Source organism: Pseudodesulfovibrio pelocollis, from assembly GCF_030282845.1.
GTDB classification, from domain to species: domain Bacteria; phylum Desulfobacterota; class Desulfovibrionia; order Desulfovibrionales; family Desulfovibrionaceae; genus Pseudodesulfovibrio; species Pseudodesulfovibrio pelocollis.
In genome coordinates this window covers 1-22,466 of sequence record NZ_JASTWE010000039.1, presented here as the reverse complement: position 1 = coordinate 22,466, position 22,466 = coordinate 1, and the positions used below count along the sequence as shown (strand labels likewise).

The following is a 22,466-nucleotide window of genomic DNA, read 5'->3' as shown; positions in this document are numbered from 1 at the left end:
TTCATGGCCAATACTCTGAAGCTTGAGATTGTCACTCCCGACCGGAAGGTGCTTTCCGAGAACGTGGAATACGTGGGTGCCCCCGGCATCCTCGGCGAGTTCGGCATCCTGCCGAGCCACGTTCCCTTCCTCTCCGCGCTGGGCATCGGCAATCTGCATTACAAACAGGAAGGCAAGGCGTACTATGTCTTCATCTCGGGCGGATTCGCCGAAGTCAGCAACAACAAGGTGACCATCCTTGCCGAAGTTGCTGAAAAGGCCACCGAGATCGACATCGAACGCGCCAAGAAGGCCCGCGAACGCGCCGAGGCGCGCGCCTCCCAGGCCAAGGAAAAGATCGACGCCGCCCGCAACCAGGCCGCGCTGCGTAGAGCCATCGCCAGGATGTCCTGCCAGACCTCCGGCAAGTCCGCTGGCACCTGCTAACCGATCCGATCCGTCACCCTGATACCCAAAGGGCAGGCTTTCGAGCCTGCCCTTTTTCGTTGTCCGGTCGCCATGATTCGCGGTGCCTGGGACGGTCCGGGCCATGGGATGCGGGCAGGATGTGAGGCAGCAGCGCCCCATGCCTGTCCGTGAACCTCTGGCCGCGATGCTCCCATGGGCCGTGGCAATCCATCCCTGCCGTGGCAATTGCCGGTTGTCATGTCGCCGCCAAGGAGGTAATGAGCCGAAAACACCGGGCGGCCACCGCCCGGACGCGCAGGGAGTGACTATGCCGACACCGACCATCGCCGCCCTGATCCTGGCCGCGGGCAAGGGCACCCGCATGCACTCGGCCAAGCCCAAGGTGCTCCAGACCATGCTGGGCGAGCCCATGCTTCGTCACGTCTACAACGCCCTGGCCCCCCGCTTCGGCTCGGAGGCCTTCACCGTGGTGGGCCATGGCGCAGAGCTGGTGGAGCGCGCCTTTCCCGAGATGGCCGCCCGCTTCGTGATTCAGGGTGAGCAGCTTGGCACGGGCCACGCCCTACAGGCGGCCTGGGAAACCATCAATACGGCCGGGGCCGCCTATTGCCTGGTGATCAACGGCGACACGCCGCTGGTCTCGGCCGAGGCCCTGGACCGCCTCCTGGCCCAGGCGGGCTGCTGCGACATCGCCTTCATGAGCATCACCCCGCGCGACCCGGCCGGATTCGGCCGCGTGGTGCGCGACGAGAACCGGCGCGTGGCCGCCATCGTGGAGGCCAAGGACTACTCCGTGGCCGAGCACGGGCCAGCCACGGGCGAGGTGAACGCGGGCATCTATCTGCTGCGGGCCGCCAGCGTCGGTCCCCTGCTCGGACGCCTGGGCAACGACAACAGGAGCGGCGAATACTACATCACCGACCTCATCGGGCTGGCCGTGGCCGACGGCCTGACCGTGGAAGGCGTGCAGTGCGGCGACGATGTCAGCCTCATGGGCATCAACAGCCCGCGCGAGCTGATCCGGGCCGAATCCGCGCTGCGCCGCCGCATCGTGGAGGCGCACATCGACAGGGGCGTGCTCATCCACAACCCGGAGACGGTCATCATCGGCCCCGGGGTGGTCATCGAGCCCGGAGCCGAAATCTTCGGCCACTGCGAAATCTACGGCGCGTCCACGGTGGCGGCCGGGGCGCGCCTCGGCTCGTACACCCACATCACCAACGCCAGCTTCGCACCCGGCTGCGTGGTGCGCGAGTTCTGCCACATCGAGGGGACCGAGGTGGGACCGGACGCCGTGGTCGGCCCCTATGCCCGGCTGCGGCCCGGCACCGTGCTGCGCACCGGGGCCAGGGTCGGCAATTTCGTGGAGGTGAAAAAGACCGTGCTCGGCGAAGGGGCCAAGGCCAGCCACCTGACCTACCTGGGCGATGCCGAGGTCGGGGCCGGGGCCAACATCGGGGCCGGGACCATCACCTGCAACTACGACGGCAAGAACAAATTCACTACGGTCATCGGCCCCGGAGCCTTCATCGGCAGCAACACGGCGCTGGTCGCTCCCGTCACCGTGGGGCGCGACGCCCTGGTCGGGGCCGGGTCCACCATCACCAAGGATGTGCCCGATGAGGGCGGGGCCATCGCCCGGGCCAAACAGACGAATATTTCGCGCCGATTGAAGAAGTCTTGATTTGTCCCGGGTAAAGGGATAGAGAGGCGGAATGGAACTTATTGTCCAACTTGAAGAGCGATTTACAAGGTTGCTCAACAAAATTAGTGAGTTGAGGGAAGAAAACCAGCGCTTGAGGGAGGAGGTCGAAGCCGAGCGGCAAACGCGGCGCGACATCGAATCTCGCATCGATACGCTTTTGGAGAAGATCAAGAGCGAGCTGGATTAGCAGCGATAAACGATGCCACGCTACACGTTGAACCTGTTCGGCCTCGAAATGTCCTTCAAGACGGATGCGGAAAGCGACCGTATTGAAGCCGCGCGGGCCTTGTTGGAGAAACGATACAACGATCTGACGGCGGGAGTGGGCGATCTCAGCAAGGAAAAAGCGCTGACATACCTGCTTCTGAGTCTGGCCGACGACTACTTGGTCGGCGAGGCCAGGCTGGCGCGGCTTGAAGAGAAGATCGGAGAGATTCTGGAAAAAACCTCGGAATGATCCGGGCCGATGATAGGGCCGGAGCCGGGGCGGGCAGAAAAATACCCTGGGATGTTGGTGATTGCCAGGAGCGTTTTTGAGCCAATGCTCTTGATAAGGGCGACGACTCCAGCGTGCTGGTGTGCAGGCCCGGCAAGACCGGGAAGCCTGAAGGCATGCGAGTCATGCCCACCTGGAATAGCCAGGTTCAAAACCAACTGGTGACACGGCCTCCCGGGGCTCCTCGCGGTGTGCCGCTGTGGCGGCACCCCTTGGACATATCCCCTTCCTCTCCTCCTCCGAACGTGCCTTGGCACCTCTTCCCACGGCCGCGCGCTCGGCCTCAAGCGCTTCGTTGGCGTCAACAGACCGCCCAAAGTCTGTCAACATACCACTAAGGAGAAATCCCCATGTTCATTGAAATCGCCATGATCGGCGCAGGGACGTGCGTCGGCCTGGGGGTCGGCTTCCTTCTGCACAGATACATATCCGATAAACAGGTGTCCGATTCGCGGGGACTGGCCGAACGCATCGTCGAAGAGGCCAGGAAGGAAAGCGAGGCCCTGAAAAAGGAATCCAGACTTCAGGCTCAGGACGAGATATTCAACCAGAAAAAGGAACTGGAGCGCGAGTTCAAGGACCGCGAAACCCAGCTCAAGGAAGAGCAGAAACGCCTCCAGAGCAAGGAGGAACGGCTCGACGCCAAGCGCGAGAAGGTGGCGGACAAGGAAGCCCAGGTGGTGGAGCTGGAAAAACACCTCATCAAGCAGGAAAAACAGCTGGCCGATCTGGAGGAAGACCTCGAACGCAAGGCCGACGAACATGAGCGCAGGCTTCAGGAAATCTCCGGGCTGACCGTCGAGGAGGCCCGGGAAAAACTTCTGGCCGAAATCGAATCACGCACCCGGCACGAGGCCGCCAGGATGGTCCGCACCATCGAGATGGAGGCCAAGGAAAACGCGGCCAAGAAGGCGCGCGAAATCCTCTCCCTGGCCCTGCAACGCTACGCGGGCGACTACGCGGGCGAGCAGACCGTCACGGCAGTGACCCTGCCCTCCGAAGACATGAAGGGCCGCATCATCGGCCGCGAGGGACGCAACATCCGCGCCCTTGAAGCGGCCACCGGCGTGGACCTGATCATCGACGACACGCCCGAGACCGTGGTCCTCTCCGCCTTCAGCCCCCTCAAGCGGGAGGTGGCCAAGCTGGCCCTTGAGCGCCTCATCCACGATGGCCGCATCCACCCCGCCCGCATCGAGGAAGTGGTCAAGAAGGTCGAGGGCGAGATGGACGCCAAGCTCAAGGAGATCGGCGAACAGGCCACCTTTGATGTCGGCGTGCACGGCATCCACCCCGAGCTGGTCAACCTGCTCGGCCGCCTGCACTACCGCACCAGCTTCTCCCAGAACGTGCTCCAGCACTCCATGGAGGTCGCCTTCCTGTGCGGCGTCATGGCCGCGGAGCTGGGCCTCAACGAGAAAGAGGCCAAGCGGGCCGGGCTGCTCCACGACCTGGGCAAGGCTGTGGACCACGAGATCGAAGGCCCCCACGCCGTCATCGGCGCGGACCTGGCCAAGAAGCACGGCGAGTCCAAGGAGATCGTCCACGCCATCGCCGCCCACCACGAGGATGTGCCGCCCATGTCCATCCTGGCCAATCTGGTCCAGGCCGCAGACTCCCTCTCGGGCGCACGGCCCGGGGCACGCAAGGAACTGCTCGAGAACTACGTAAAGCGCCTTGAGGAGCTTGAGGGGCTGGCCACCAGCTTTGACGGCGTGTCCAAGGCCTACGCCATCCAGGCGGGCCGCGAGATCCGCGTCATGGTCGATTCCGAGCGCATCGGCGACGAGAGCACCTATATCCTGTGCAAGGACATCGCCGAAAAGATCGAGAACAACATGACCTATCCCGGCCAGATCCGGGTCACGGTCATCCGCGAAAAACGGGCCGTGGGTTACGCGAAATAGACTTGATGGCGGCCCGGTCCCCGCGAGGAGGCCGGGCCGCCTTTTATTGAACGGACGCGCCAGCGGATTTATCATATCCCTTGGGCGTTTTTTGTGATCATGATGGCGGATGGATAGCGGGCGCGAGCCCCGTCCCCTGGAGCCAGCCCATGAACAAGGACAGCAGACACGCCGCCAGCGAAAGCCAAGGCCTCGACAGGGAGGCGCTGGACAGGACCATGGCCAAAACCATGAACCTGTTTCGCGCCGAAATGGGCGATGGCGAGTTCCGGCGCTTCAGCGAGCTCATCCAGTCCGAATTCGGCATCAAGATGCCGCCCACCAAGAAGGTGCTGCTGCAATCGCGCTTCCAGAAACGGCTGCGCGCCCTGGGCATGCACTCCTACAAGGAATACTGCGACTACGTCTTTTCCGACGAGGGGCGCGAGCGGGAGCGCTCGCACCTGGTGGACGTGGTCACCACCAACACCACGCATTTCTTCCGCGAGCCCAAGCACTGGGAGATCATGAACACCATGGTCCTGCCCGAGCTGTGGGGGCGCGGGGTGGGCCAGGGGCGGCCGCTTCGGCTGTGGAGCGCGGGCTGCTCCAGCGGCGAGGAGCCTTACACCCTGGCCATGGTCATGGCCGAGTTCGCCACCAGGGTCTCGGGGTTCGACTTCGCCATCCTGGCCACCGACATCTCGCGCGAGATACTGCAAAAGGCCATGCGGGCCGTCTATTCCATGGAAAAGGTGGATGAGATACCCCAGACCATGCGCAAGCGCTACCTGCTCAAGAGCAAGACCAAGCCGCTCTTCAAGATCGATGCCCCCCTGCGGTCCAAGGTCAGCTTCCAGCAGCTCAACTTCATGGAGGACTTCCGCATCCAGGAGGCCCAGGACATCATCTTCTGCCGCAATGTGGTCATCTACTTCGACCGCGATACCCAGGTGGTGCTCTTCAACAAGTTCTGCAATCACATCAAGACCGGCGGCTACCTCTTCATCGGCCACTCCGAGAGCCTCTCGGGCATGCGCCTGCCCCTGCGCCAGATCGCGCCCACCGTCTTCCAGAAGATCGGCTGAGGCGGTTGCCTACAGCCTCGCCCCTCTCCGGGCCTACGTTGCGGTTGTGCTGCCGGGCGGCACCGCTTATATTGTCAATCAGGGCCTGGGAGACCTGGAATCAGCCGCAGCCCCGGCTGGCTGACCCGCCCGGAATGGCCCTATCCAAAGGTGTTTTACACGGCGCGATTTTTGACTTAGATGATACCTCCGGCCAAGCGGTGCTCAGCGCCCGGCTCCGGCAGGAAAGGGCCGCGCGGATGCGGACATGACAAGTGATATTCGCACGGAAACAATGAGGATTCGATGAACATCTACGACGAATTGCAGTGGCGCGGGCTGATCAATCAGGTCTCTGACGAGGACAAGGTGCGCACCTATCTGTCCGGGCAGGGAGCGACCATGTATTGCGGGTTCGACCCCACTGCCGAGAGCCTGCACATCGGCAATCTCGTGCCCCTGCTCTGCCTTGCGCGCATGAAGCGCGCCGGACACAATCCCATCTTTCTGCTGGGCGGGGCCACGGGCCTCATCGGCGACCCCTCGGGCAAGGACAAGGAGCGCGAACTCTCCCGCCAGGAGGATGTGGACGCCCGCTCCGAGAAGATCAAGGCCCAGGTGCGCCGCTTCTTCGAGCGCAACACCGGCGAGCGCCCGGAGATCACCAACAACTACATCTGGACCAAGGACCTGACCACCATCGAGCTGCTGCGCGACGTGGGCCGGTACTTCACCATCAACTGGATGCTCCAGAAGGAATCGGTCAAGGGCCGCCTCGACCGCGAGGACGTGGGCATTTCCTACACCGAGTTCAGCTACATGGTCCTCCAGGGATACGACTACTACCATCTCTTCAAGACCAAGGGATGCCGCCTGCAGATCGGCGGCGGCGACCAGTGGGGCAACATCACCGCAGGCTGCGAGCTGGTGCGCAAGAAGTGCGCCCAGGAGGAGAACACCCAGGAAGAGGTCTACGCCCTGACCTTCCCGTTGATCACCACGGCCTCGGGCAAGAAGTTCGGCAAGAGCGAGAAGGGCGCCATATACCTCAGTCCGGACCTGACGCCGCCCTACGCCTTCTACCAGTTCTTCATCAACACCGACGACCGCGACGTGATCAGGTTCCTCAAGCTCTTCACCTTCCTGGACCAGGAGGAGATCGCGGCCCTGGAAAGGGAGCTGGCCGCAGCCCCGCACCTGCGCACCGCCCAGAAGCGGCTGGCCGAGGAGGTCACGCGCATGGTCCACGGCCAGCCCGAGCTGGACCGGGTCATGGCCGCCACCGAGGCCCTGTTCGGCGGCGGCACCATCAAGGGCGTGGACCCGGCCACCCTGCGCGCCGCGCTGGAGACCGCGCCCCACTGCCACTACGCGCCCGGCACCGTGCCCGACCTGCCCCAGATCCTGCTGGACCTCAAGCTGGCCACCTCCAAGGGACAGGCCCGCAAGGACATCCAGGGCGGCGGCGTCTACATCAACGGCGAGCGCGTTGACGAGGACCAGGATGTGGCCGAGTCCGATTTCATGGGCGGCGAAGTCCTGATCATCCGCAAGGGCAAGAAGAACTACGGCCTCGTCACCCGGGGCTAGCAAGCACGCTGCCTCCCGAGAGCACCAACGACGCGGGCCTGCCGGAACAACTCCGGCAGGCCCGCCTTTCTTTGTGTCGAAGGGAAGCGCCTACGTGCCGATCAGGACCCGGCCCACCTTGTCCAGGGCGGTGCGCAGGGTGTCGTCGTCCACGGCGTAGGAGAAGCGGATGCACTTGTCGTCGCCAAAGGCGGAGCCGGGTACCAGGGCCACGCCCGCCTCGTCGAGGAGCTTGGTGCACATGGCCGCCGAGTCGGGGGCGTCCGGGGTGTAAAAACGGTCGAGCACCGGAAAGAGGTAAAAGGCTCCGGCGGGCTTGGGACACTGCGCGCCCCAGCCGGTGATGATCTCGTACGCGATGTCGCGGCGACGAACAAAGGCGCGCTTCATCTCGTCCACGATGTCCCAGGAGCCGCTGAGGGCCGTCAGCGCCGCCTTCTGGGCAATGGAGTTGACGTTGGAGGTGGACTGGCCCTGAATCTTGGACATGGCCTTGACCAGCGCCTCGTGGGCCAGGGCGTAGCCCACGCGCCAGCCGGTCATGCAAAAGGACTTGGAGAGCGCCCCCACGATGGCGATGGTCTCGGGGTGGGCCTCCCAGGTCTTGGCCAGGGACGCGGGCTCGGCCGGGGCGTAGACCAGCCGGTCGTACACCTCGTCAGAGATGACAAAGACGCCCTTGGCCCGCGCCCAGGCGGCAATGGCCTCCAGCTGGGCCTGGGTATAGCAGCAGCCGGTGGGGTTGGAGGGCGAGTTGAGGATGAGGACGCGGGTCCTTTCCGTGCGCGCCGCCTCCAGGGCGTCCGGGGTCACGAGGTAATCCTGGTCGGCCGTGGTGGGCACGAACACGGACACCCCGTCCGCCAGCTGGACCATGGCCGGGTAGCTGACCCAGTAGGGGGCCGGCACGAGCACCTCGTCGCCGGGATTGAGCAGGGCCATGAGCAGGTTGTAGAGCACCTGCTTGCCGCCGTTGCTGACGATGGCGTTGTCGGCCGAGGCCTTGGCCCCGTAGAACCGGCCATAGTATCCGGCCACGGCCTCGCGCAGCTCGGGAATGCCCGGCACCGGCGTGTAGCGGGTGAACCCCTCGTCCAGGGCGGCCTTGGCCGCCTCGCAGACATGGGCGGGCGTGCCGAAATCGGGCTGGCCCACGGCCAGGCTGATGATCTCCCGGCCCTGGGCCTTGAGTTCCTGCGCCCTGGCGTTGACGGCCAGGGTGGCCGAAGGCTTGATCCTCTCCAGACGGTCGGAAATTCGCATGCGACGCTCTCTTGCGTGAAAAAGGTTGGACACACCGCTCCCCAGCCCCAATAGACCAAAAAAAATCGAAGGTAAATCCGATTTCCCGGCCGGGCGAAAAAAGTCGCCCGAAATGTTGACCTGTCTACGGGTTCATGGGTCAGTCATGGCGTTTGGACGTTGATTGAACTGAACCGACAAGGAGAAAACCATGGCTGATCATCCTGTGAAAACCGTGACCCTTTCCACCATGATGCGCCTTGAGCACAAGGCCGTGGATATCTGGCCGCTCCTGTGCCCGGTGCGCGAATACGACTGGATTGACGTGTGGAAATGCGAGATGCTGCACAGCGTGTCCGGCGTCAACGAACTGGGGTGCGTCTTCAGGACCAATTTCCCTGCGGACGGGGAGGAGGTCTGGGTCACCAGCCGGTTCGAGCCGGTGGAGCGGCTGGAGTTCGTGCTGGTGTCGAAGCGGTGCGCCGTCCGGTATGCGATCACCCTGTTGCCCGACAACGGCGCGACTCGGATGGTCTGGACCCATCACATCACGCCGCTGGACGGCAAGGACATCGGTGTGGCGGTTGCGGAAGAGGCGTTTCGGACAGAGATGGCGTCCCTGGAGGCAAAGCTCCGGCACTACCTCGACACGGGCCGCACGCTGACCGGCCAGGAGGAGAAGGGCAGCTAGGGGGAGGCAAACATGTGCACCATAGGGAGACTGGCCAGGGAATACGGGTTGTCGCGCTCGACCCTGCTCTATTATGACCGGATCGGTCTGTTGCGCCCCGCGGGTCACGCCAGTGGCGAATACCGGCGCTATTCCGTGGAGGACAGGGCGCGTCTGGCCCGTATCTGCCAGTATCGGAAGGCGGGGATGGCCCTTGGGCAGATAGGCCGCATCCTCGACGATCCCGCGGGGACCGTTCTGGCCGAGACCCTTGAGGAGCGGTTGCTGGAGCTCAACGAGGAGATGGAGATCCTGCGCAGTCAGCAGCGCCTCGTGGCCGGGCTCCTTGGCCGGTCCGACCTGTTGGCCCTGAACGCGCCCATGGACAAGGATACCTGGGTGTCGCTGTTGGCCGCCGCCGGATTCTCCGAGACGGACATGGACCGCTGGCATGCGGATTTCGAGCGCACGGCCCCGGAAAAACACGAACGGTTTCTGCGAATGCTCAATATCCCGGAAAGCGGAATCCGCGCCATTCGAAACGCTGCTGCCGCCCTTGCGGCGACAAGCAACGTCAGCCGCGAGTAGCGGCGCGTGGATATGCGCTTCAAGGCAGATGAAGGAATGGGCTCCATCCACCCACGGCAGGGAGTCGCACGATCGGTGCGACTCCCTTTTATTTTTTCGTCCCCTGCCCGACTCCCTGTTTGTCGCCGGGGTCAAAATGCGATATGAAGTAATTCCGGCTTCTTTGCCGGGCGTCTTGGGTCCTGTCGTCGAGTCACGCCCTGAAGCCTTTGATACGGGATCATGCATGCCGAGCCGTTGCCGCCACCTGGGAGTTATCCTGACCCTGCTGTGCCTCGTCTGGGCCATGGCCTGCACGCCCGCTGCGTCCCAGGACGACCAGACAGCCGCACAGCCCGGCACCTTCTACATCACCGCCGAGGAGCGGGCCTGGCTCGACGCCCACGCGGACCTGCGCCTTGGCATGTGGGTGGGTTCGCCGCCCATCGTCTTCCGGGGCAGCGACGGAGCCATCCAGGGCATGGCCCCGGCCTATATGGACATCGTCACCCGCAAGCTGGGCCTCAAGCCGAGGCGGGTGCGCGCCTCAAGCCTCTCGGCCCTGTGGGAGCTGGCCAAGGCGGGCGAGGTGGACATGGTGGGCGCGCTGCCTGCCGACCCCGGATACTCCGACGCCATGCTCATCTCCGAGCCCTATCTGCTCCTGCCCATCGTCATCGCCACCCGGTCCGAGCACCCCATGATCGCCGGGCTCGACGACCTGGCCGGGCAGGTGGTGGCCGTGGTGGAAGGGCACATCCCCCAGCGGCGCATTCCCGAAGACCACCCGGCCATCCAGGTTCTGCCCGTTGCCAGCGCCGAGGCCGGGCTGAGCGCCCTGGTCTCGGGCCGGGCCGCCGCCTTTGTGGCGGGCGAGGCGACCATCAGCCATCTCGCCCGGGAGCAGGGCATCGCCTCCATCCGCATCGCGGCCATCACCGAATACTCCTCGCGCCTCTCCATGGGGGTGCGCAAGGACTGGCCCGAACTGCTCGTCCTGGTCAACCGCGCCCTGGCCTCCATCACCAAGGAGGAGCGCGAGGGCATCCGCGACTACTGGACCGTGCTGCGCGACAGCCGGTGGGTGGAGCGGCCCCGGGTCTGGCGCATGGTCGGCATGGTGGCCGCGGGCGCAGCCTTCCTGCTGACGCTCTTCTTCCTCTGGAACCGCCGACTGGCGCGCGAGATCGAACGGCGCAAACGGGCCGAGGCCGAATACCGCCGCGCCCACGAGGCCACCCAGCGAATCATCGAGTCTGCGGACGTGATCATCGTCGGGCTCGACTACGCCGGGCACGTGCGCCTCTTCAACCGGGCGGGCGAGGCCGTCACCGGCTACTCGCGGGAGGAGCTTCTGGGCCGCAACTGGTTTGATCTGGTGGTGCCCCGGGAGCGGTTCCCCTTTGTCTGGGACGAATTCTCGCGGCTGGTCAACGAGGGTGTGCGCAGCACCTCCGACACCTTCGAGAGCCCCCTGCTGACCAAGAGCGGCGACACCCGGCACATCCTCTGGCGCAACTCTGTCACCGGCGATGGCGAAGACGGGCTGGCCACCATCTCCTACGGCACGGACATCACCCACCGCCTCCTGGCCGAGGAGGAGCTGCGGCTGACCCAGTTTGCCGTGGACAACGCGGCCATGGGCGTGCTGCGCATCCGGCCGTCCGGGCGCATCGTCTACGCCAACCTGACCGCCGCCCGCATGCTCGGCTACACGCGCGGCGAACTCAAGCGCAAGACCGTGGCCGACGTCACCCGGGAGATCACCCGCGAACAGTGGCCCGAGCTGTGGGAGCGGTTCAAGCAGAACCAGGTGGTCACCCTGGAGACCAAGGCCCGCACACGGGACGACACCGCCCTGCCCGTGGAGGTCACCGCCTACCACCTGCTCTTCAAGGGCACCGAGGTGGCCATCGCCTTCATCTTCGACATCACCGAGCGCAAGCGGGTGGAGACCCTGCGCGAAGATGTGGAGCGGCTGGTGCGCCACGACCTGCGCTCGCCCACGCTGGCCGTGCAGACCCTGTTCACCCTCTTTGACCGGGCCGACAACCTCACCCCGGACCAGCGCGAACTGCTCGAAAGCGTCAAGCAGGCCAGCCGCCGCATGCTCAACATCATCGACATGTCGCGCGCCCTGTACAAGATGGAGGCGGGCACCTACACCCTCTCGCCGGTCCCTGTGGACCTGCTGGCCGTGGCCTCGGCAGTCATCGAGGACCTCAAGCCCGTGCTGCGGTCATCAAAGGTGTCCATGGCCGTGAACCTCGGCGGCGAACCCACGGGGCCCAACAACGTCTTCATGGTCCGCGCCGAGGAACTGCTCTGCTACGCCCTGTTCTCCAACCTGATCAAGAACGCGGTAGAGGCCTCGCCCGAGGGCTCCACCGTGACCCTGGACCTGCGCACCGCAGACCAGCACATCGTCACCGTGCACAACACAGGCGCCATCCCCGAGGCCATCCGCGACTCGTTCTTCGAAAAATACGTCACCTCGGACAAAATCCACGGCACCGGCCTTGGCACCTACACGGCCAAGCTGGTCACCACCGCCCTGGGCGGCACCATCGACTTCACCACCTCCGAGGAAGAAGGCACCACCATGACCGTGCGCCTGCCCGTGCGCCATGCCGCAGACCCCCATCCCGGAAACGACGACAGGCCCACAGCCCAACCCCGCGCCGAGGACGAAACCCGACACGATACATGACGCACCGTCGGGCGCGCTGCCGCGCCTCTGCCGCGCCCTGCCCCGATCTTTTTCCGCTCCCGCACAATTTGCTCTGGCCTTTTGCCGCCTCTTTTTGTAGTCTAGACAATCTCTAGCCGTCCGCCGTTTTTCGGCGATTTTCATAAAAGACTTCAACATTTCAAGTGTTCAGACGAGGTCCGCCCATGTCCAAGATGAAAATGCCAGCCCAACTGCCCGACCCGATCATCAACGAAAACGCAAAGATAGTCCTTGCCCGGCGCTACCAGAAAAAGGACACCGAGGGCGTTGTCTACGAAACGGTCAAGGAGATGTTCTGGCGGGTGGCCTTTTCCATCGCGGCCGAGGAATCCAAATACGAAAAGTCCACGGCCAAGCCCGCCGCCCTGGCACGGGACTTCTACGACCTGATGACCTCCTATTCCTTCCTGCCCAACTCGCCCACGCTGATGAACGCGGGCACGGGCCTGGGCCAGCTGGCGGCCTGCTTCGTGCTCCCGGTGGGCGACTCCATCGAGGACATCTTCGACGCGGTCAAGCACGCGGCCATGATCCACAAGTCCGGCGGCGGCACGGGCTTTTCCTTCTCGCGGCTGCGGGCCAAGGATTCGGTGGTCGGCTCCACCGGCGGCGTGGCCTCGGGCCCGCTTTCGTTCCTGCGCATCTTCAACTGCGCCACCGAGCAGATCAAGCAGGGCGGCACCCGGCGCGGGGCCAACATGGGCATCCTGCGCGTGGACCATCCCGATATCATGGAGTTCATCAAGGCCAAGGAACGCGACGGCGAACTGAACAACTTCAACCTCTCCATCGGCCTGACCGAAGCCTTCATGCGCGCCGTGGAAAAGAACGAGGACTTCGACCTGGTGGCCCCCAACTCCGGCCAGGCCGTGGGCAGCCTGGGTGCCCGCGATGTCTTCAACATTCTGGTCCAGAAGGCGTGGGAGTCCGGCGACCCGGGCATCGTCTTTCTCGACCGCATCAATCGCGACAACCCCACCCCGGACCAGGGCGACATCGAGTCCACCAACCCCTGCGGCGAGCAGCCACTGCTGCCCTACGAGGCATGCAACCTCGGCTCCATCAACCTCGGCAACTGCTATGCCAAGGGCAAGAACGGCAAGGACTCGGAAATCGACTGGGACGAGCTGCGCCGCATCATCCACCTCTCGGTGCGCTTCCTCGACAACGTCATCGACGCCTCGGTCTACCCCCTGCCCCAGATCACCGAGATGGTCGGCAAGAACCGCAAGATCGGCCTGGGCGTCATGGGCTGGGCCGACCTGCTCTACCAGCTGCGCGTGCCCTACAACTCGCAGACCGCCGTGGACCTGGCCGAGCGGGTCATGAAGTTTGTGCGCGACGAGGCGCGCAGCGCGTCCAAGCAGCTGGCCGCCGAGCGCGGACCGTTCCCGGCCTACGCCGAATCCGTGTTCGGCAAGGCCAACCTCGGCCCCTACCGCAACGCCACCACCACCACCATCGCGCCCACCGGCACTCTGTCCATCATCGGCGGCTGCTCCTCCGGGGTCGAGCCGCTCTTCGCCCTCAGCTTCGTGCGCAACGTCATGGACAACGACAAGCTGGTGGAGAGCAACCCCTTCTTCGAGGCCGCCCTCAGGGAGGCCGACGCCCACTCGCCCAAGCTCATGGAGGAGATCTCCAAGGTCGGCACCATCAGGAAGATGGACCACCTGCCCGAAGAGCTGCGCCGCGTCTTTGTCACGGCCATGGACATCGAACCCATCTGGCACCTCAAGATGCAGGCCGCCTTCCAGAAATTCACGGACAATGCCGTGTCCAAGACCGTCAACCTGCCCGGCTCGGCCACCAGGGAAGACATCTGGGACATCTACTGGAAGGCCTACGAATACGGCTGCAAGGGCGTCACCGTGTACCGCGACGGCTCCAAGACCTCCCAAGTGCTCTGCACCGGCGACGGCGACAAGAAACAGGACGACGCCAAGAGCGGAAAATCCGTGGTCAAGGCGCGGCCCGACGTCATCTACGGCTTCACCCAGAAGATCCCCACCGGCCTGGGCATGCTCTTTCTGACCGTCAACGAGATGGAGGGCAAACCCTTCGAGGTCTTCGCCACCATCGGCAAGTCCGGCGGATCCATCACGGCCAAGGCCGAGGCCATCGGCCGACTGGTCTCCCTGGCCCTGCGCTCCGGCGTTGAAGTGCGCGAGATAGTGGAACAGCTCAAGGGCATCGGCGGCGAGAACCCCAAATTCATGAAGAAGCATCTGGTCAAGTCCATCCCGGACGCCATCGCCCATGTGTTCGAGTCGCGCTACCTTCAAGGGGCCAAGATCAATGGGGGGGTGGCCTCCCTGAACAGGGAGATGTGCCCGGAGTGCGGCGAGCCGCTGGTCTTTGAGGAAGGGTGCCATATCTGCAAGGCGTGCGCCTTCACCAAGTGCGGCTAGGGCGCGCGCACCAACGAGAGTTTCAGCGGCCGGGGGTGATGCCCCCGGCCGCTTTGTTTTGGCGAAGAGGAGGAAGAGGGAAGAGGAAGCCGCCTGCGGCGGTTTTTATGGGATGGGTTTCGTCCCTTCGGGCCGACTTACTATTGGACCGGAGCGCCCAAAAGTAAGCAAAAGTCGCTCTTTGAAGACCTGTGATCGGGTCTCCCGCGCCGCGCTCCAGTAACGTCGGGCCGCTGGCGAAACAGTTGTCGGCGTCGAAGACTCCGCCTCCGCCGGGTTTCGCCCGAGACGCGCCCCGACGAACTGGCGCTGCGACGCTCCCGCCCATTGCGGGTCTGCCGAAGCAAAGCCGGGAATGATGTGACCAGCGTGGATATGAAGAAAAACTCACGTGATCGCAGGCCATCCGGCCTACCGCGACCGTGGGTTTCCGTCCTCCGAGTGCCCCAGCCCTTAAGTCTCCTAAGGCCTAGAAGCTGACCATGCGAGGGCTGCGGCTCTTCGAATCACGGAGCCGCTTCGGCGACTTGATTCGGGAGCAGCCACGCAGATTGTAACCCCGCCGGTGACCGAAGGGAATCCAGCGTCGCACGAAGTGCGCTGCCCGAAGGGCAGAGAGACGCGAAGCGGATCAAGCAGGGGAGGGCATTCAAAAAGCTTGGAGGAGCGACAGCGACGGCTCTTCCTTCTTCTGTTGATCTAAGCAGCTCGAAAGCGGTAGCCGACGCCCCGGACGGTTTCTATCCAGTCGGCGTAGGGGCCGAGTTTCTGGCGCAGTCGGCGCACGTGGGTGTCCACGGTGCGGGAGTAGCCTTCGAAGTGGGTATCCCAGACGGTGTCCAGGAGGTTGTCACGGGTCTGGACCTTGCCGCTGCCGGAGATAAGCACGGTGAGCAGCTTGAATTCCGTGGCGGTCAGGGGGGCCTCTTCGCCGTCCACGGTGATGCGGTGAGCCTCGAAATCGACGCGCAATCCCTCGCGCTCCCAGGCCTTGGGGGTCTTGAGGTCGTGGCCGCCCACCCGGCGCAGCACGGCCTTGATGCGCAGCACCAGCTCGCGCGGGGAAAAGGGCTTGACGATGTAGTCGTCGGCTCCGAGCTCCAGGCCCACGATCTTGTCGATCTCCTCGCCCTTGGCCGTGAGCATGATCACCGGGATGCGCGACAGGGCGGCGGTCCCCTTGATCTGGCGGCAGACTTCGAGTCCGTCCATGCCGGGCATCATCAGATCGAGCAGCACGATGTCGGGCCGGAAGGCTTCGGCCAGGGCCAGGCCCGAGGGACCATCCTCTGCGGCGGCCACGTCGAATCCGGCGGCGGTCAGGTTGTACTTGAGCAGCTCCCGGGTGTCTTTGTGGTCCTCGACCACCAGTATCTTGTGGGCGGACACGGCGCGTCTCCTTGCTGGCAGGTGAATTGTTACGGCCTGCTATACCTCACGAGCCGTCACGGCGGTGTGACAAACCAGTAACTTTATCGCAACGAAATGTCACCTGTCCGGGAGAAAGTCGCTGACGATGCCAGGACGAACTTTTCCCCTTAAGGGGTTGGCCCATCAGGCCGATAGAGGGATTGAGGCCGCCGCGGGGCGCGCACTCTCGACGGAGGGAGACACGCATGTACTACCACGGATTCGACAAGAAATTCCCTTCCGGGAGCAAGTATTGGACGATGTACGATGACCAGCTCATCGGGATGCTGTTCTCGAAGATCGTCAACAAGACCATGAGCGTGGAGATGGCCGGAGCTGATTCGGAGGAGCTGGTGGACGAGATGGTGCACAATCTGTTCGACCTGTGCTTCTATATCAACAAGGACTTCCACGACTGCTAGCGGGCTGTTGAAAAATGGCGATCTGCGTCGTTGCTTCAAAAAGCTCAAACCCTCGCGTACAGGAAGTACGCTTCGGCCTTGACCTTTTTTCGCGCCTAGCATCTCACCATTTTTGAACAGCCCGCGACTTTGGTTTCTTACAAGCATCACTAGGCACGGAACCCTTCTCATCCATTTGCGAAAAGCCCGGCGTTGTGCCGGGCTTTTTCGTGCGGGTCGTTGTCGGGCTCAGGCCCCCAGGGAGCGTTTGACGGCCTCGATGACGTCGGCCACGTCCCCGTCGGTGAGCTTGGCGGAGAGGGGCAGGCTCACGGTCTGGCGGCCGATGCGCACGGCGTGGGGGGTGTCGTCCAGGGTCCAGCCGAACCGCTCGCGGTAGTAGGGCTGCTCCGGGATGCTCAGGTAGTGGACGCCCACGCCGATGCCCTCGCGGGTGATGCGCATCAGGAAGTCGTCGCGCTCCACCCCGCAGGCGGCCGGGTCCACCAGGATGGTATAGAGATGGCGGGCGTGGCGGGTGTCCGGCTCCTCGGGCGCGGGCAGGGTCAGGGGCAGGTCGGCAAAGGCGTCCTGGTACATGTCCCATATCCCGCAACGGCGCACGAAATATTTCTCCACCCGCGCAAGCTGGTGGATGCCGATGGCGGCCTGAAGGTCCATCATGTTGTATTTGAACCCGGCCTCCACCACCTGATAGTGCTTGTACCCCTCGTCGGAGAAGCGCTTCCAGGCGTCGGCGCTCATGCCGTGCAGGCCCAGCACCTTGACGTGGCGGATGGCGTCCTCGCCTGCGGCCACGACCATGCCGCCCTCGCCGGTGCAGACGTTCTTGGTGACGTAGAAGCTGAAGCAGCCGAAGTCGCCGAAGGTGCCCGCGTGGCGCCCCTTCCAGGTGGTCTCGATGGCGTGGGCGCAGTCCTCCACCACCTTGAGGGAGTGCTCGGCCGCGATGGCCATGATGGCGTCCATGTCGCAGGAGCGGCCCGCGAAATGGACAGGCAGGATGGCCCGGGTGCGGCTGGTGATCTTCTCGCGGATGCGCGCGGGGTCGATGTTCTGGGTGTGCGGGTCGATGTCGGCCAGCACCGGGGTGCACCCGGCGTGGATGATGGCGTTGACCGAGGCGCAAAAGGTCAGCGGCGTGGTGATGACCTCGTCGCCGGGCTTGAGCCCCAGGGCCACCAGGGCCAGGTGCAGGGCTGCGGTGCACGAGTTGCAGGCCGCGGCGTGGGGCGCGCCCACATAGGCGGAAAACTCGCGCTCGAACCGAGCCACCTTGGGGCCGGTGCCGAGCCAGCCGACCTCCATGGAGGCCACCACCTCGTCGATCTCCTCCTGCTCGATGCGCGGGGAGCCGAAGATGAGGAAATTCTCTTTTGAACGAACGGGCATGCTCGCATCACTCCTTTGTGGACACGTCTCGTGTCGTGGGGAGAAGTAGCAGATACCGGCCCGGCGGTAAATGGGTATGGTCCCGGGGCCAGGGCGAACACTGAAGTGCCATCCCCATCCTGGCCTGGTTCCTCCGATCACCCTCCCGCATCGGGAAACAAGACAAGTAACCAACCGCCCCGGCAGATTTCTATCTCCGGGGCGGTTTCGTATGGTGCATCTTCTTCCGCCCACCCACGCCATGCGCCGCGACGACGGCCAAGTATTCACCCTGCATTATGACCAGATCGGCTCCCTGCGCGTGGTTGCCGTGAATACGGCTTTAGCACGAATCGCGATTTGCCCCCTTGGTGACGGTTGCGCGACACCGCAAACCCATCGGTTGCGCTTTGAACGGGCTTTCGTTATGTAACTCGCCCGGCCCGCAGATGGACCGGACCAAAGCCATCTGATACGAGGTACCGCATGATCAGACCTGATTTTGAGAAAATGGACGGGCTTGTCCCGGCCATCGCCCAGGACGCCGAGACCGGCGAAGTCCTGATGATGGCCTACATGAACGAGGAATCTTGGAACAAGACGCTTGAGACCGGCGAGGTTCACTATTGGAGCCGCAGCCGTCAGGAGTTATGGCATAAGGGCGGTACCTCGGGCCATATCCAGGCGGTGAAGTCCATCCGCATCGATTGCGACGACGACACCGTCCTCTTTCTCATCGACCAGATCGGCGGCGCGGCCTGCCACAAGGGCTACCGCAGCTGCTTCTATCGCGAACTTGCGGACGGCGAGGTGCGGGAGTGCTCCCCCCTCGTCTTCGACCCCAAAGAGGTATACAAATAATGTCCACCCAATTCCTTCGACTCGGCGTTCCCAAGGGCTCCCTCCAGGATGCGACCATCAACCTGTTCGGCAAGGCCGGATGGAAGATCAAGCTCCACGACCGCAACTACTTCCCGGACATCGACGACGAGCGCATCAAGTGCTCCCTGGCCCGCGCCCAGGAGATGTCCATGTATGTGGAAAACGGCACCTTCGATGTCGGCCTGACCGGCATGGACTGGATCAGGGAGAACAAGTCCGACGTGGTGGTGGTCGATGACCTCATCTACTCCAAGGTGAGCAACCGCAAGGCGCGCTGGGTGCTCTGCGTCCGGGGCGACTCGCCCTACAAGCGGCCCGAGGATCTCCAGGGCAAGAAGATCGCCACCGAGCTGGTGGGCTTCACCCGCGAATACTTCGCGTCCCTGGGCGTGGACGTGGACGTCTCATTCTCCTGGGGCACCACCGAGGCCAAGGTGGTCGAGGGGCTGTGCGACGCGGTGGTGGAGATCACCGAGACCGGCACCACCATCCGGGCCAACGGCCTGCGCATCATCGCCGAACTGATGCAGACCAACACCCAGCTCATCGCCAACAAGGCGGCCTGGGCCGATCCCAGGAAGCGCCAGCTCATCGAGGAGATCAACATGCTGCTCCAGGGCGCCCTCAAGGCGAGCCGCATGGTCGGGCTGAAGATGAACCTGCCCAAGAGCAAGCTGGCCGAGCTCAACGGCTCCCTGCCCAGCCTCAACTCGCCCACCGTGGCCGAGCTGCAAGACCCGGCCTGGCTCTCGGTGGAGGTCATGGTGGAGGAGAAGATTGTGCGCGACCTCATCCCCAGGCTCAAGGCCTTCGGGGCCGAGGGCATCATCGAATACCCGCTGAACAAGGTCATCTAGCACCGCGCCCCGACCCGGGGCGAACAACGGCTTTGCAAGGCCGGAAGCACCCGCACGGGGCTTCCGGCCTTTTCCGTGCCAAAGGTCGCCGGGGCACGCGCTGCCGGGATCATGCTCGGAACATGCCGATGTCGCGAAGATTTACGATTGTCCAAAGGGCAATCTTGTGGCAATATTCAAATCAAGTGTGAGTATCCATAGCGAGTGTGCATTCATGGTCGAGGACCAGCCATGAAAACGAAAAGCCATCGGAGGGGAGTATGAGCAGAGCAGACCGAAATCCGCGACCGAAAAGCACCGGCGTGTCCCGGCGGACCTTTGTCAAGGGTGCAGCGGCCTGCGCGGCAATGGCCGGGGTGGTGCCGCCCGTGCTGACGGCCCTGGCGCCCGACACGGCTGCGGCGGCCGAGCCAGCTGCGGCCCGGGACATGGGGGAATGGAAGCCCGGAACCTGCCAGGGGTGTACCTCCTGGTGCGCGCTGCAAGTCTATGTGGTGGACGGCAGGGCGGTGAAGGTGCGCGGCAATCCGCACTCCAAGGTCAATCAGGGCGCGTGCTGTCCCAAGTCGCACCTGGCGCTCCAGCAGGTCTACGACCCGGACCGCATCAAGGTGCCCATGAAGCGGACCAACCCGGTCAAGGGACGCGACCAGGACCCCGGTTTCGTGCCCATCTCCTGGGACGAGGCGCTGGACACCATCGCCGACAAGATCATGGAGCTGCGCAACGCCAACGAAACGCAAAAATTCATGCTCATGCGCGGCAGGTACTCGTACATGCGCGACATCCTGTATGATTCCATGCCCAAGATCATAGGCTCGCCCAACAACATCTCCCACAGTTCCATCTGTGCCGAGGCCGAGAAGTTCGGCCCCTACTACACGGAAGGCTACTGGGGCTACCGGCAGTACGATGTCGAGAACACGCGCTACATCCTGCTGTGGGGGGCCGACCCGCTGGCCACCAACAGGCAGGTTTCCTACTACATCCGCGCCTGGGGCAAGGCCCTGGACCGCGCCAAGGTGGCGGTGGTGGAGCCGAGGCTCTCGACCACGGCCACCAAGGCCGACGAATGGCTGCCCGTGGAGCCCGGCCAGGACGGCGCACTGGCCTCGGCCATGGCCCATGTCATCCTGACCGAGGGGCTGTGGTATCGCGAATTCGTGGGCGACTTCACCGACGGGCAGAACCGCTTCCAGACCGGGGCCACGGTGGACGAAGCGCTCTTTGAGGAAAAATACACCCACGGCCTGGTCAAGTGGTGGAACCTGGAACTCAGGGACAAGACCCCGGATTGGGCCGCCGGACGCTGCGGCATCCCGTCCGACCAGATCCGGCGCGTGGCCCTCGGCTTTGCCCGGGCCGCACCCCAGGCCATCTCCTGGGTGGGCGGCGGCCCGGGCATGCAGGTGCGCGGCAGCTACGGCTGCCTGGCCGCCCATGCCCTCAACGGGCTGGTGGGCTCGCCAGACAACGTGGGCGGCGAACTGGTGGCCAACAAGGAATACTCCTCCAGCTTCCCCAAGCCCGATGCCTACTTTGACGAGATCTCCAACGCGGGCCGCAAGTTCGGCAAGATCGACCATCGCGGCAGGCTGGAATTCCCGGCCCTCAATGGCGGCAAGTCCGGCGGGGGCGTGGTCACCAACAACGCGGCCGACGGCATCCTGGCCAAGGACCCCAACGAGATCAAGGTGGCCATCGCCTACATGAACAACTTCAACTTCTCGGCCCCGCAGGCCCAGCGCTGGGACGAGGCCCTGGCCTCGATCCCCTTCCTGACGCACATCACCACCAACGCCTCGGAGTTCTCCTGGTTCGCGGACATCCTGCTGCCGGACACCCACCACCTCTTCGAAAAGTGGGGCTACGCCAAATCCATCGGGGCGGGCTACCGCCATGTGCCCATCATGCAGCCCATCATCGACATGCCCTTTGACTACAAGATCGACGAGACCGAGATCACCTATCTGCTCGGCGTCAAGCTGGCCGAGCGCGGCTTTGACAACCTGCACCGCTACCATGTGGAGCAGTTCAAGGACCCGGAGACGGGCAAGGCGCCGCAAAACGAGAAGGAGTTCGCCGAGTTCGCTCTGAAGATGGCCACGGTCAAGCTCTGGGACCCGGCCCAGTACCAGGGCGGCGACAGGATCAACGGCTGGGAGGAGTTCAAGCGCGTCGGCGTCTGGAACTCCGACCCGTATCCCTACCGCGCCCGCTGGGGCAAGATGAAGACCAAGACCGGCATGTTCGAGTTCTACAGCGAGACCCTCAAGGACGCGCTGCAAAGCCACGCCGACAAGCACGGCGTCAGCGTGGACCGGGTGCTGGAAGTCACCAAGTATCAGGCCCGGGGCGAGCTGGCCTTTGTGCCCCACTACGAGGAGCCGTACGTCCACGGCGACAGGAACGAGTACCCCTTCCTCTTCGTGGACCACAAGGCCAAGCTCAACCGCGAGGGCCGCTCGGCCAACTGTCCGTGGTACATGGAGCTGAAGAGCCTCGATCCCGGCGAGTTGAACTTCAACGACGTGGCCAAGATCAACCCCCTCGACGCCGCCAGGCTGGGCATCGCCACGGGCGACCAGATCCGGCTGACCACGCCCGTGGGGTCCATCACCTGCGCGGCCTCGGTCTGGGAGGGAGTGCGGCCCGGCACTGTGGCCAAGAGCTACGGCCAGGGCCACTGGGTGTATGGCCGGGTGGCCTCCAAGGTCTTCGGCAAGGAGGCCCGCGGCGGCAACAACAACT

The 22,466-nt window shown here is 64.1% G+C and carries 18 protein-coding genes and 1 other RNA gene; 16 read left to right on the top strand and 3 right to left on the bottom strand.

Annotated elements, in window-relative coordinates:
• Positions 1 to 3: 3 nt before the first annotated feature.
• The 8 genes from QQS14_RS12880 to tyrS all read left to right on the top strand — a co-directional run bounded on the left by QQS14_RS12880 (position 4) and on the right by tyrS (position 7,152).
• The gene (locus tag QQS14_RS12880) at positions 4 to 426 is read left to right on the top strand and encodes a F0F1 ATP synthase subunit epsilon (RefSeq protein ID WP_285907412.1); all 423 of its coding nucleotides are present in this window, start codon (positions 4 to 6) and stop codon (positions 424 to 426) included.
• A gap of 289 nt (positions 427 to 715) precedes the next feature.
• Positions 716 to 2,092 (top strand): bifunctional UDP-N-acetylglucosamine diphosphorylase/glucosamine-1-phosphate N-acetyltransferase GlmU, encoded by a 1,377-nt coding sequence (gene glmU, locus QQS14_RS12875; RefSeq protein WP_285907411.1) that lies wholly within the window; start codon positions 716 to 718, stop codon positions 2,090 to 2,092.
• A gap of 31 nt (positions 2,093 to 2,123) precedes the next feature.
• Positions 2,124 to 2,300: a hypothetical protein gene (locus QQS14_RS12870; RefSeq protein ID WP_285907410.1), complete on the top strand. Its 177-nt coding sequence runs from the start codon at positions 2,124 to 2,126 to the stop codon at positions 2,298 to 2,300.
• A gap of 12 nt (positions 2,301 to 2,312) precedes the next feature.
• Positions 2,313 to 2,570 carry a cell division protein ZapA gene (locus tag QQS14_RS12865; protein ID WP_285907409.1) on the top strand — a complete coding sequence of 86 codons (258 nt, stop codon included), beginning with the start codon at positions 2,313 to 2,315 and terminating at the stop codon, positions 2,568 to 2,570.
• 40 nt (positions 2,571 to 2,610) lie between these two features.
• Positions 2,611 to 2,794: non-coding RNA, 6S RNA (ssrS, locus tag QQS14_RS12860), on the top strand.
• Positions 2,795 to 2,959: 165 nt separating this feature from the next.
• Positions 2,960 to 4,516, top strand: coding sequence for a ribonuclease Y (rny, locus tag QQS14_RS12855; RefSeq protein WP_285907408.1), 1,557 nt, complete (start codon positions 2,960 to 2,962; stop codon positions 4,514 to 4,516).
• Positions 4,517 to 4,665: 149 nt separating this feature from the next.
• Entirely contained in the window at positions 4,666 to 5,583 is a 918-nt protein-coding gene (locus tag QQS14_RS12850; protein WP_285907407.1) for a CheR family methyltransferase, read from the top strand.
• Between the two features lie 285 nt (positions 5,584 to 5,868).
• Entirely contained in the window at positions 5,869 to 7,152 is a 1,284-nt protein-coding gene (gene tyrS, locus QQS14_RS12845) for a tyrosine--tRNA ligase (RefSeq protein WP_285907406.1), read from the top strand.
• Between the two features lie 90 nt (positions 7,153 to 7,242).
• Here tyrS and QQS14_RS12840 read toward each other — a convergent pair whose 3' ends face one another.
• Positions 7,243 to 8,415: a pyridoxal phosphate-dependent aminotransferase gene (locus QQS14_RS12840; protein WP_285907405.1), complete on the bottom strand. Its 1,173-nt coding sequence runs from the start codon at positions 8,413 to 8,415 to the stop codon at positions 7,243 to 7,245.
• A gap of 190 nt (positions 8,416 to 8,605) precedes the next feature.
• On the opposite strand from QQS14_RS12840, the gene QQS14_RS12835 reads away from it, so the two are divergent.
• From QQS14_RS12835 to QQS14_RS12820, 4 genes are all read left to right on the top strand, one after another.
• Entirely contained in the window at positions 8,606 to 9,085 is a 480-nt protein-coding gene (locus tag QQS14_RS12835) for a hypothetical protein (protein WP_285907404.1), read from the top strand.
• A 12-nt stretch (positions 9,086 to 9,097) separates the two neighbouring features.
• Positions 9,098 to 9,652, top strand: coding sequence for a MerR family transcriptional regulator (locus tag QQS14_RS12830; protein ID WP_285907403.1), 555 nt, complete (start codon positions 9,098 to 9,100; stop codon positions 9,650 to 9,652).
• A gap of 226 nt (positions 9,653 to 9,878) precedes the next feature.
• Positions 9,879 to 12,341 carry a PAS domain S-box protein gene (locus QQS14_RS12825; RefSeq protein ID WP_285907402.1) on the top strand — a complete coding sequence of 821 codons (2,463 nt, stop codon included), beginning with the start codon at positions 9,879 to 9,881 and terminating at the stop codon, positions 12,339 to 12,341.
• 185 nt (positions 12,342 to 12,526) lie between these two features.
• The gene (locus QQS14_RS12820) at positions 12,527 to 14,773 is read left to right on the top strand and encodes a vitamin B12-dependent ribonucleotide reductase (RefSeq protein ID WP_285907401.1); all 2,247 of its coding nucleotides are present in this window, start codon (positions 12,527 to 12,529) and stop codon (positions 14,771 to 14,773) included.
• Positions 14,774 to 15,472: 699 nt separating this feature from the next.
• On the opposite strand, the gene QQS14_RS12815 is transcribed toward QQS14_RS12820, so the two are convergent.
• Positions 15,473 to 16,162 (bottom strand): response regulator, encoded by a 690-nt coding sequence (locus tag QQS14_RS12815; protein ID WP_285907400.1) that lies wholly within the window; start codon positions 16,160 to 16,162, stop codon positions 15,473 to 15,475.
• Between the two features lie 227 nt (positions 16,163 to 16,389).
• On the opposite strand from QQS14_RS12815, the gene QQS14_RS12810 reads away from it, so the two are divergent.
• Positions 16,390 to 16,605 carry a hypothetical protein gene (locus tag QQS14_RS12810; RefSeq protein ID WP_285907399.1) on the top strand — a complete coding sequence of 72 codons (216 nt, stop codon included), beginning with the start codon at positions 16,390 to 16,392 and terminating at the stop codon, positions 16,603 to 16,605.
• Between the two features lie 228 nt (positions 16,606 to 16,833).
• Here the strand turns inward: QQS14_RS12810 and QQS14_RS12805 are convergent, their stop codons facing one another.
• On the bottom strand, positions 16,834 to 17,997 hold the full coding sequence (locus QQS14_RS12805) for a DegT/DnrJ/EryC1/StrS family aminotransferase (protein WP_285907398.1): 1,164 nt from the start codon (positions 17,995 to 17,997) through the stop codon (positions 16,834 to 16,836).
• Between the two features lie 465 nt (positions 17,998 to 18,462).
• Between QQS14_RS12805 and hisI the strand changes: the two genes are divergently transcribed.
• The 3 genes from hisI to QQS14_RS12790 form a co-directional block, all read left to right on the top strand.
• Positions 18,463 to 18,837, top strand: coding sequence for a phosphoribosyl-AMP cyclohydrolase (gene hisI / locus QQS14_RS12800; protein ID WP_285907397.1), 375 nt, complete (start codon positions 18,463 to 18,465; stop codon positions 18,835 to 18,837).
• Complete coding sequence (hisG, locus tag QQS14_RS12795; protein WP_285907396.1) at positions 18,837 to 19,715, top strand: ATP phosphoribosyltransferase; 879 nt, start codon at positions 18,837 to 18,839, stop codon at positions 19,713 to 19,715. Before hisI ends, hisG begins: the two co-directional genes overlap by 1 nt.
• Before the next feature lie 260 nt (positions 19,716 to 19,975).
• Positions 19,976 to 22,466 (top strand): molybdopterin-dependent oxidoreductase (locus QQS14_RS12790; protein ID WP_285907395.1); only part of this gene is annotated, 2,491 nt, incomplete at its 3' end.

Coding starts and splice junctions, on each gene's coding strand:
- QQS14_RS12835 (WP_285907404.1), top strand. CDS start 8,606: ATGGCTGATCATCCTGTGAAAACCGTGACCCTTTCCACCATGATGCGC.
- QQS14_RS12870 (WP_285907410.1), top strand. CDS start 2,124: ATGGAACTTATTGTCCAACTTGAAGAGCGATTTACAAGGTTGCTCAAC.
- QQS14_RS12810 (WP_285907399.1), top strand. CDS start 16,390: ATGTACTACCACGGATTCGACAAGAAATTCCCTTCCGGGAGCAAGTAT.
- QQS14_RS12825 (WP_285907402.1), top strand. CDS start 9,879: ATGCCGAGCCGTTGCCGCCACCTGGGAGTTATCCTGACCCTGCTGTGC.
- rny (WP_285907408.1), top strand. CDS start 2,960: ATGTTCATTGAAATCGCCATGATCGGCGCAGGGACGTGCGTCGGCCTG.
- tyrS (WP_285907406.1), top strand. CDS start 5,869: ATGAACATCTACGACGAATTGCAGTGGCGCGGGCTGATCAATCAGGTC.
- QQS14_RS12880 (WP_285907412.1), top strand. CDS start 4: ATGGCCAATACTCTGAAGCTTGAGATTGTCACTCCCGACCGGAAGGTG.
- QQS14_RS12840 (WP_285907405.1), bottom strand. CDS start 8,415: ATGCGAATTTCCGACCGTCTGGAGAGGATCAAGCCTTCGGCCACCCTG.
- QQS14_RS12830 (WP_285907403.1), top strand. CDS start 9,098: ATGTGCACCATAGGGAGACTGGCCAGGGAATACGGGTTGTCGCGCTCG.
- hisG (WP_285907396.1), top strand. CDS start 18,837: ATGTCCACCCAATTCCTTCGACTCGGCGTTCCCAAGGGCTCCCTCCAG.
- glmU (WP_285907411.1), top strand. CDS start 716: ATGCCGACACCGACCATCGCCGCCCTGATCCTGGCCGCGGGCAAGGGC.
- QQS14_RS12820 (WP_285907401.1), top strand. CDS start 12,527: ATGTCCAAGATGAAAATGCCAGCCCAACTGCCCGACCCGATCATCAAC.
- hisI (WP_285907397.1), top strand. CDS start 18,463: ATGATCAGACCTGATTTTGAGAAAATGGACGGGCTTGTCCCGGCCATC.
- QQS14_RS12865 (WP_285907409.1), top strand. CDS start 2,313: ATGCCACGCTACACGTTGAACCTGTTCGGCCTCGAAATGTCCTTCAAG.
- QQS14_RS12850 (WP_285907407.1), top strand. CDS start 4,666: ATGAACAAGGACAGCAGACACGCCGCCAGCGAAAGCCAAGGCCTCGAC.
- QQS14_RS12805 (WP_285907398.1), bottom strand. CDS start 17,997: ATGCCCGTTCGTTCAAAAGAGAATTTCCTCATCTTCGGCTCCCCGCGC.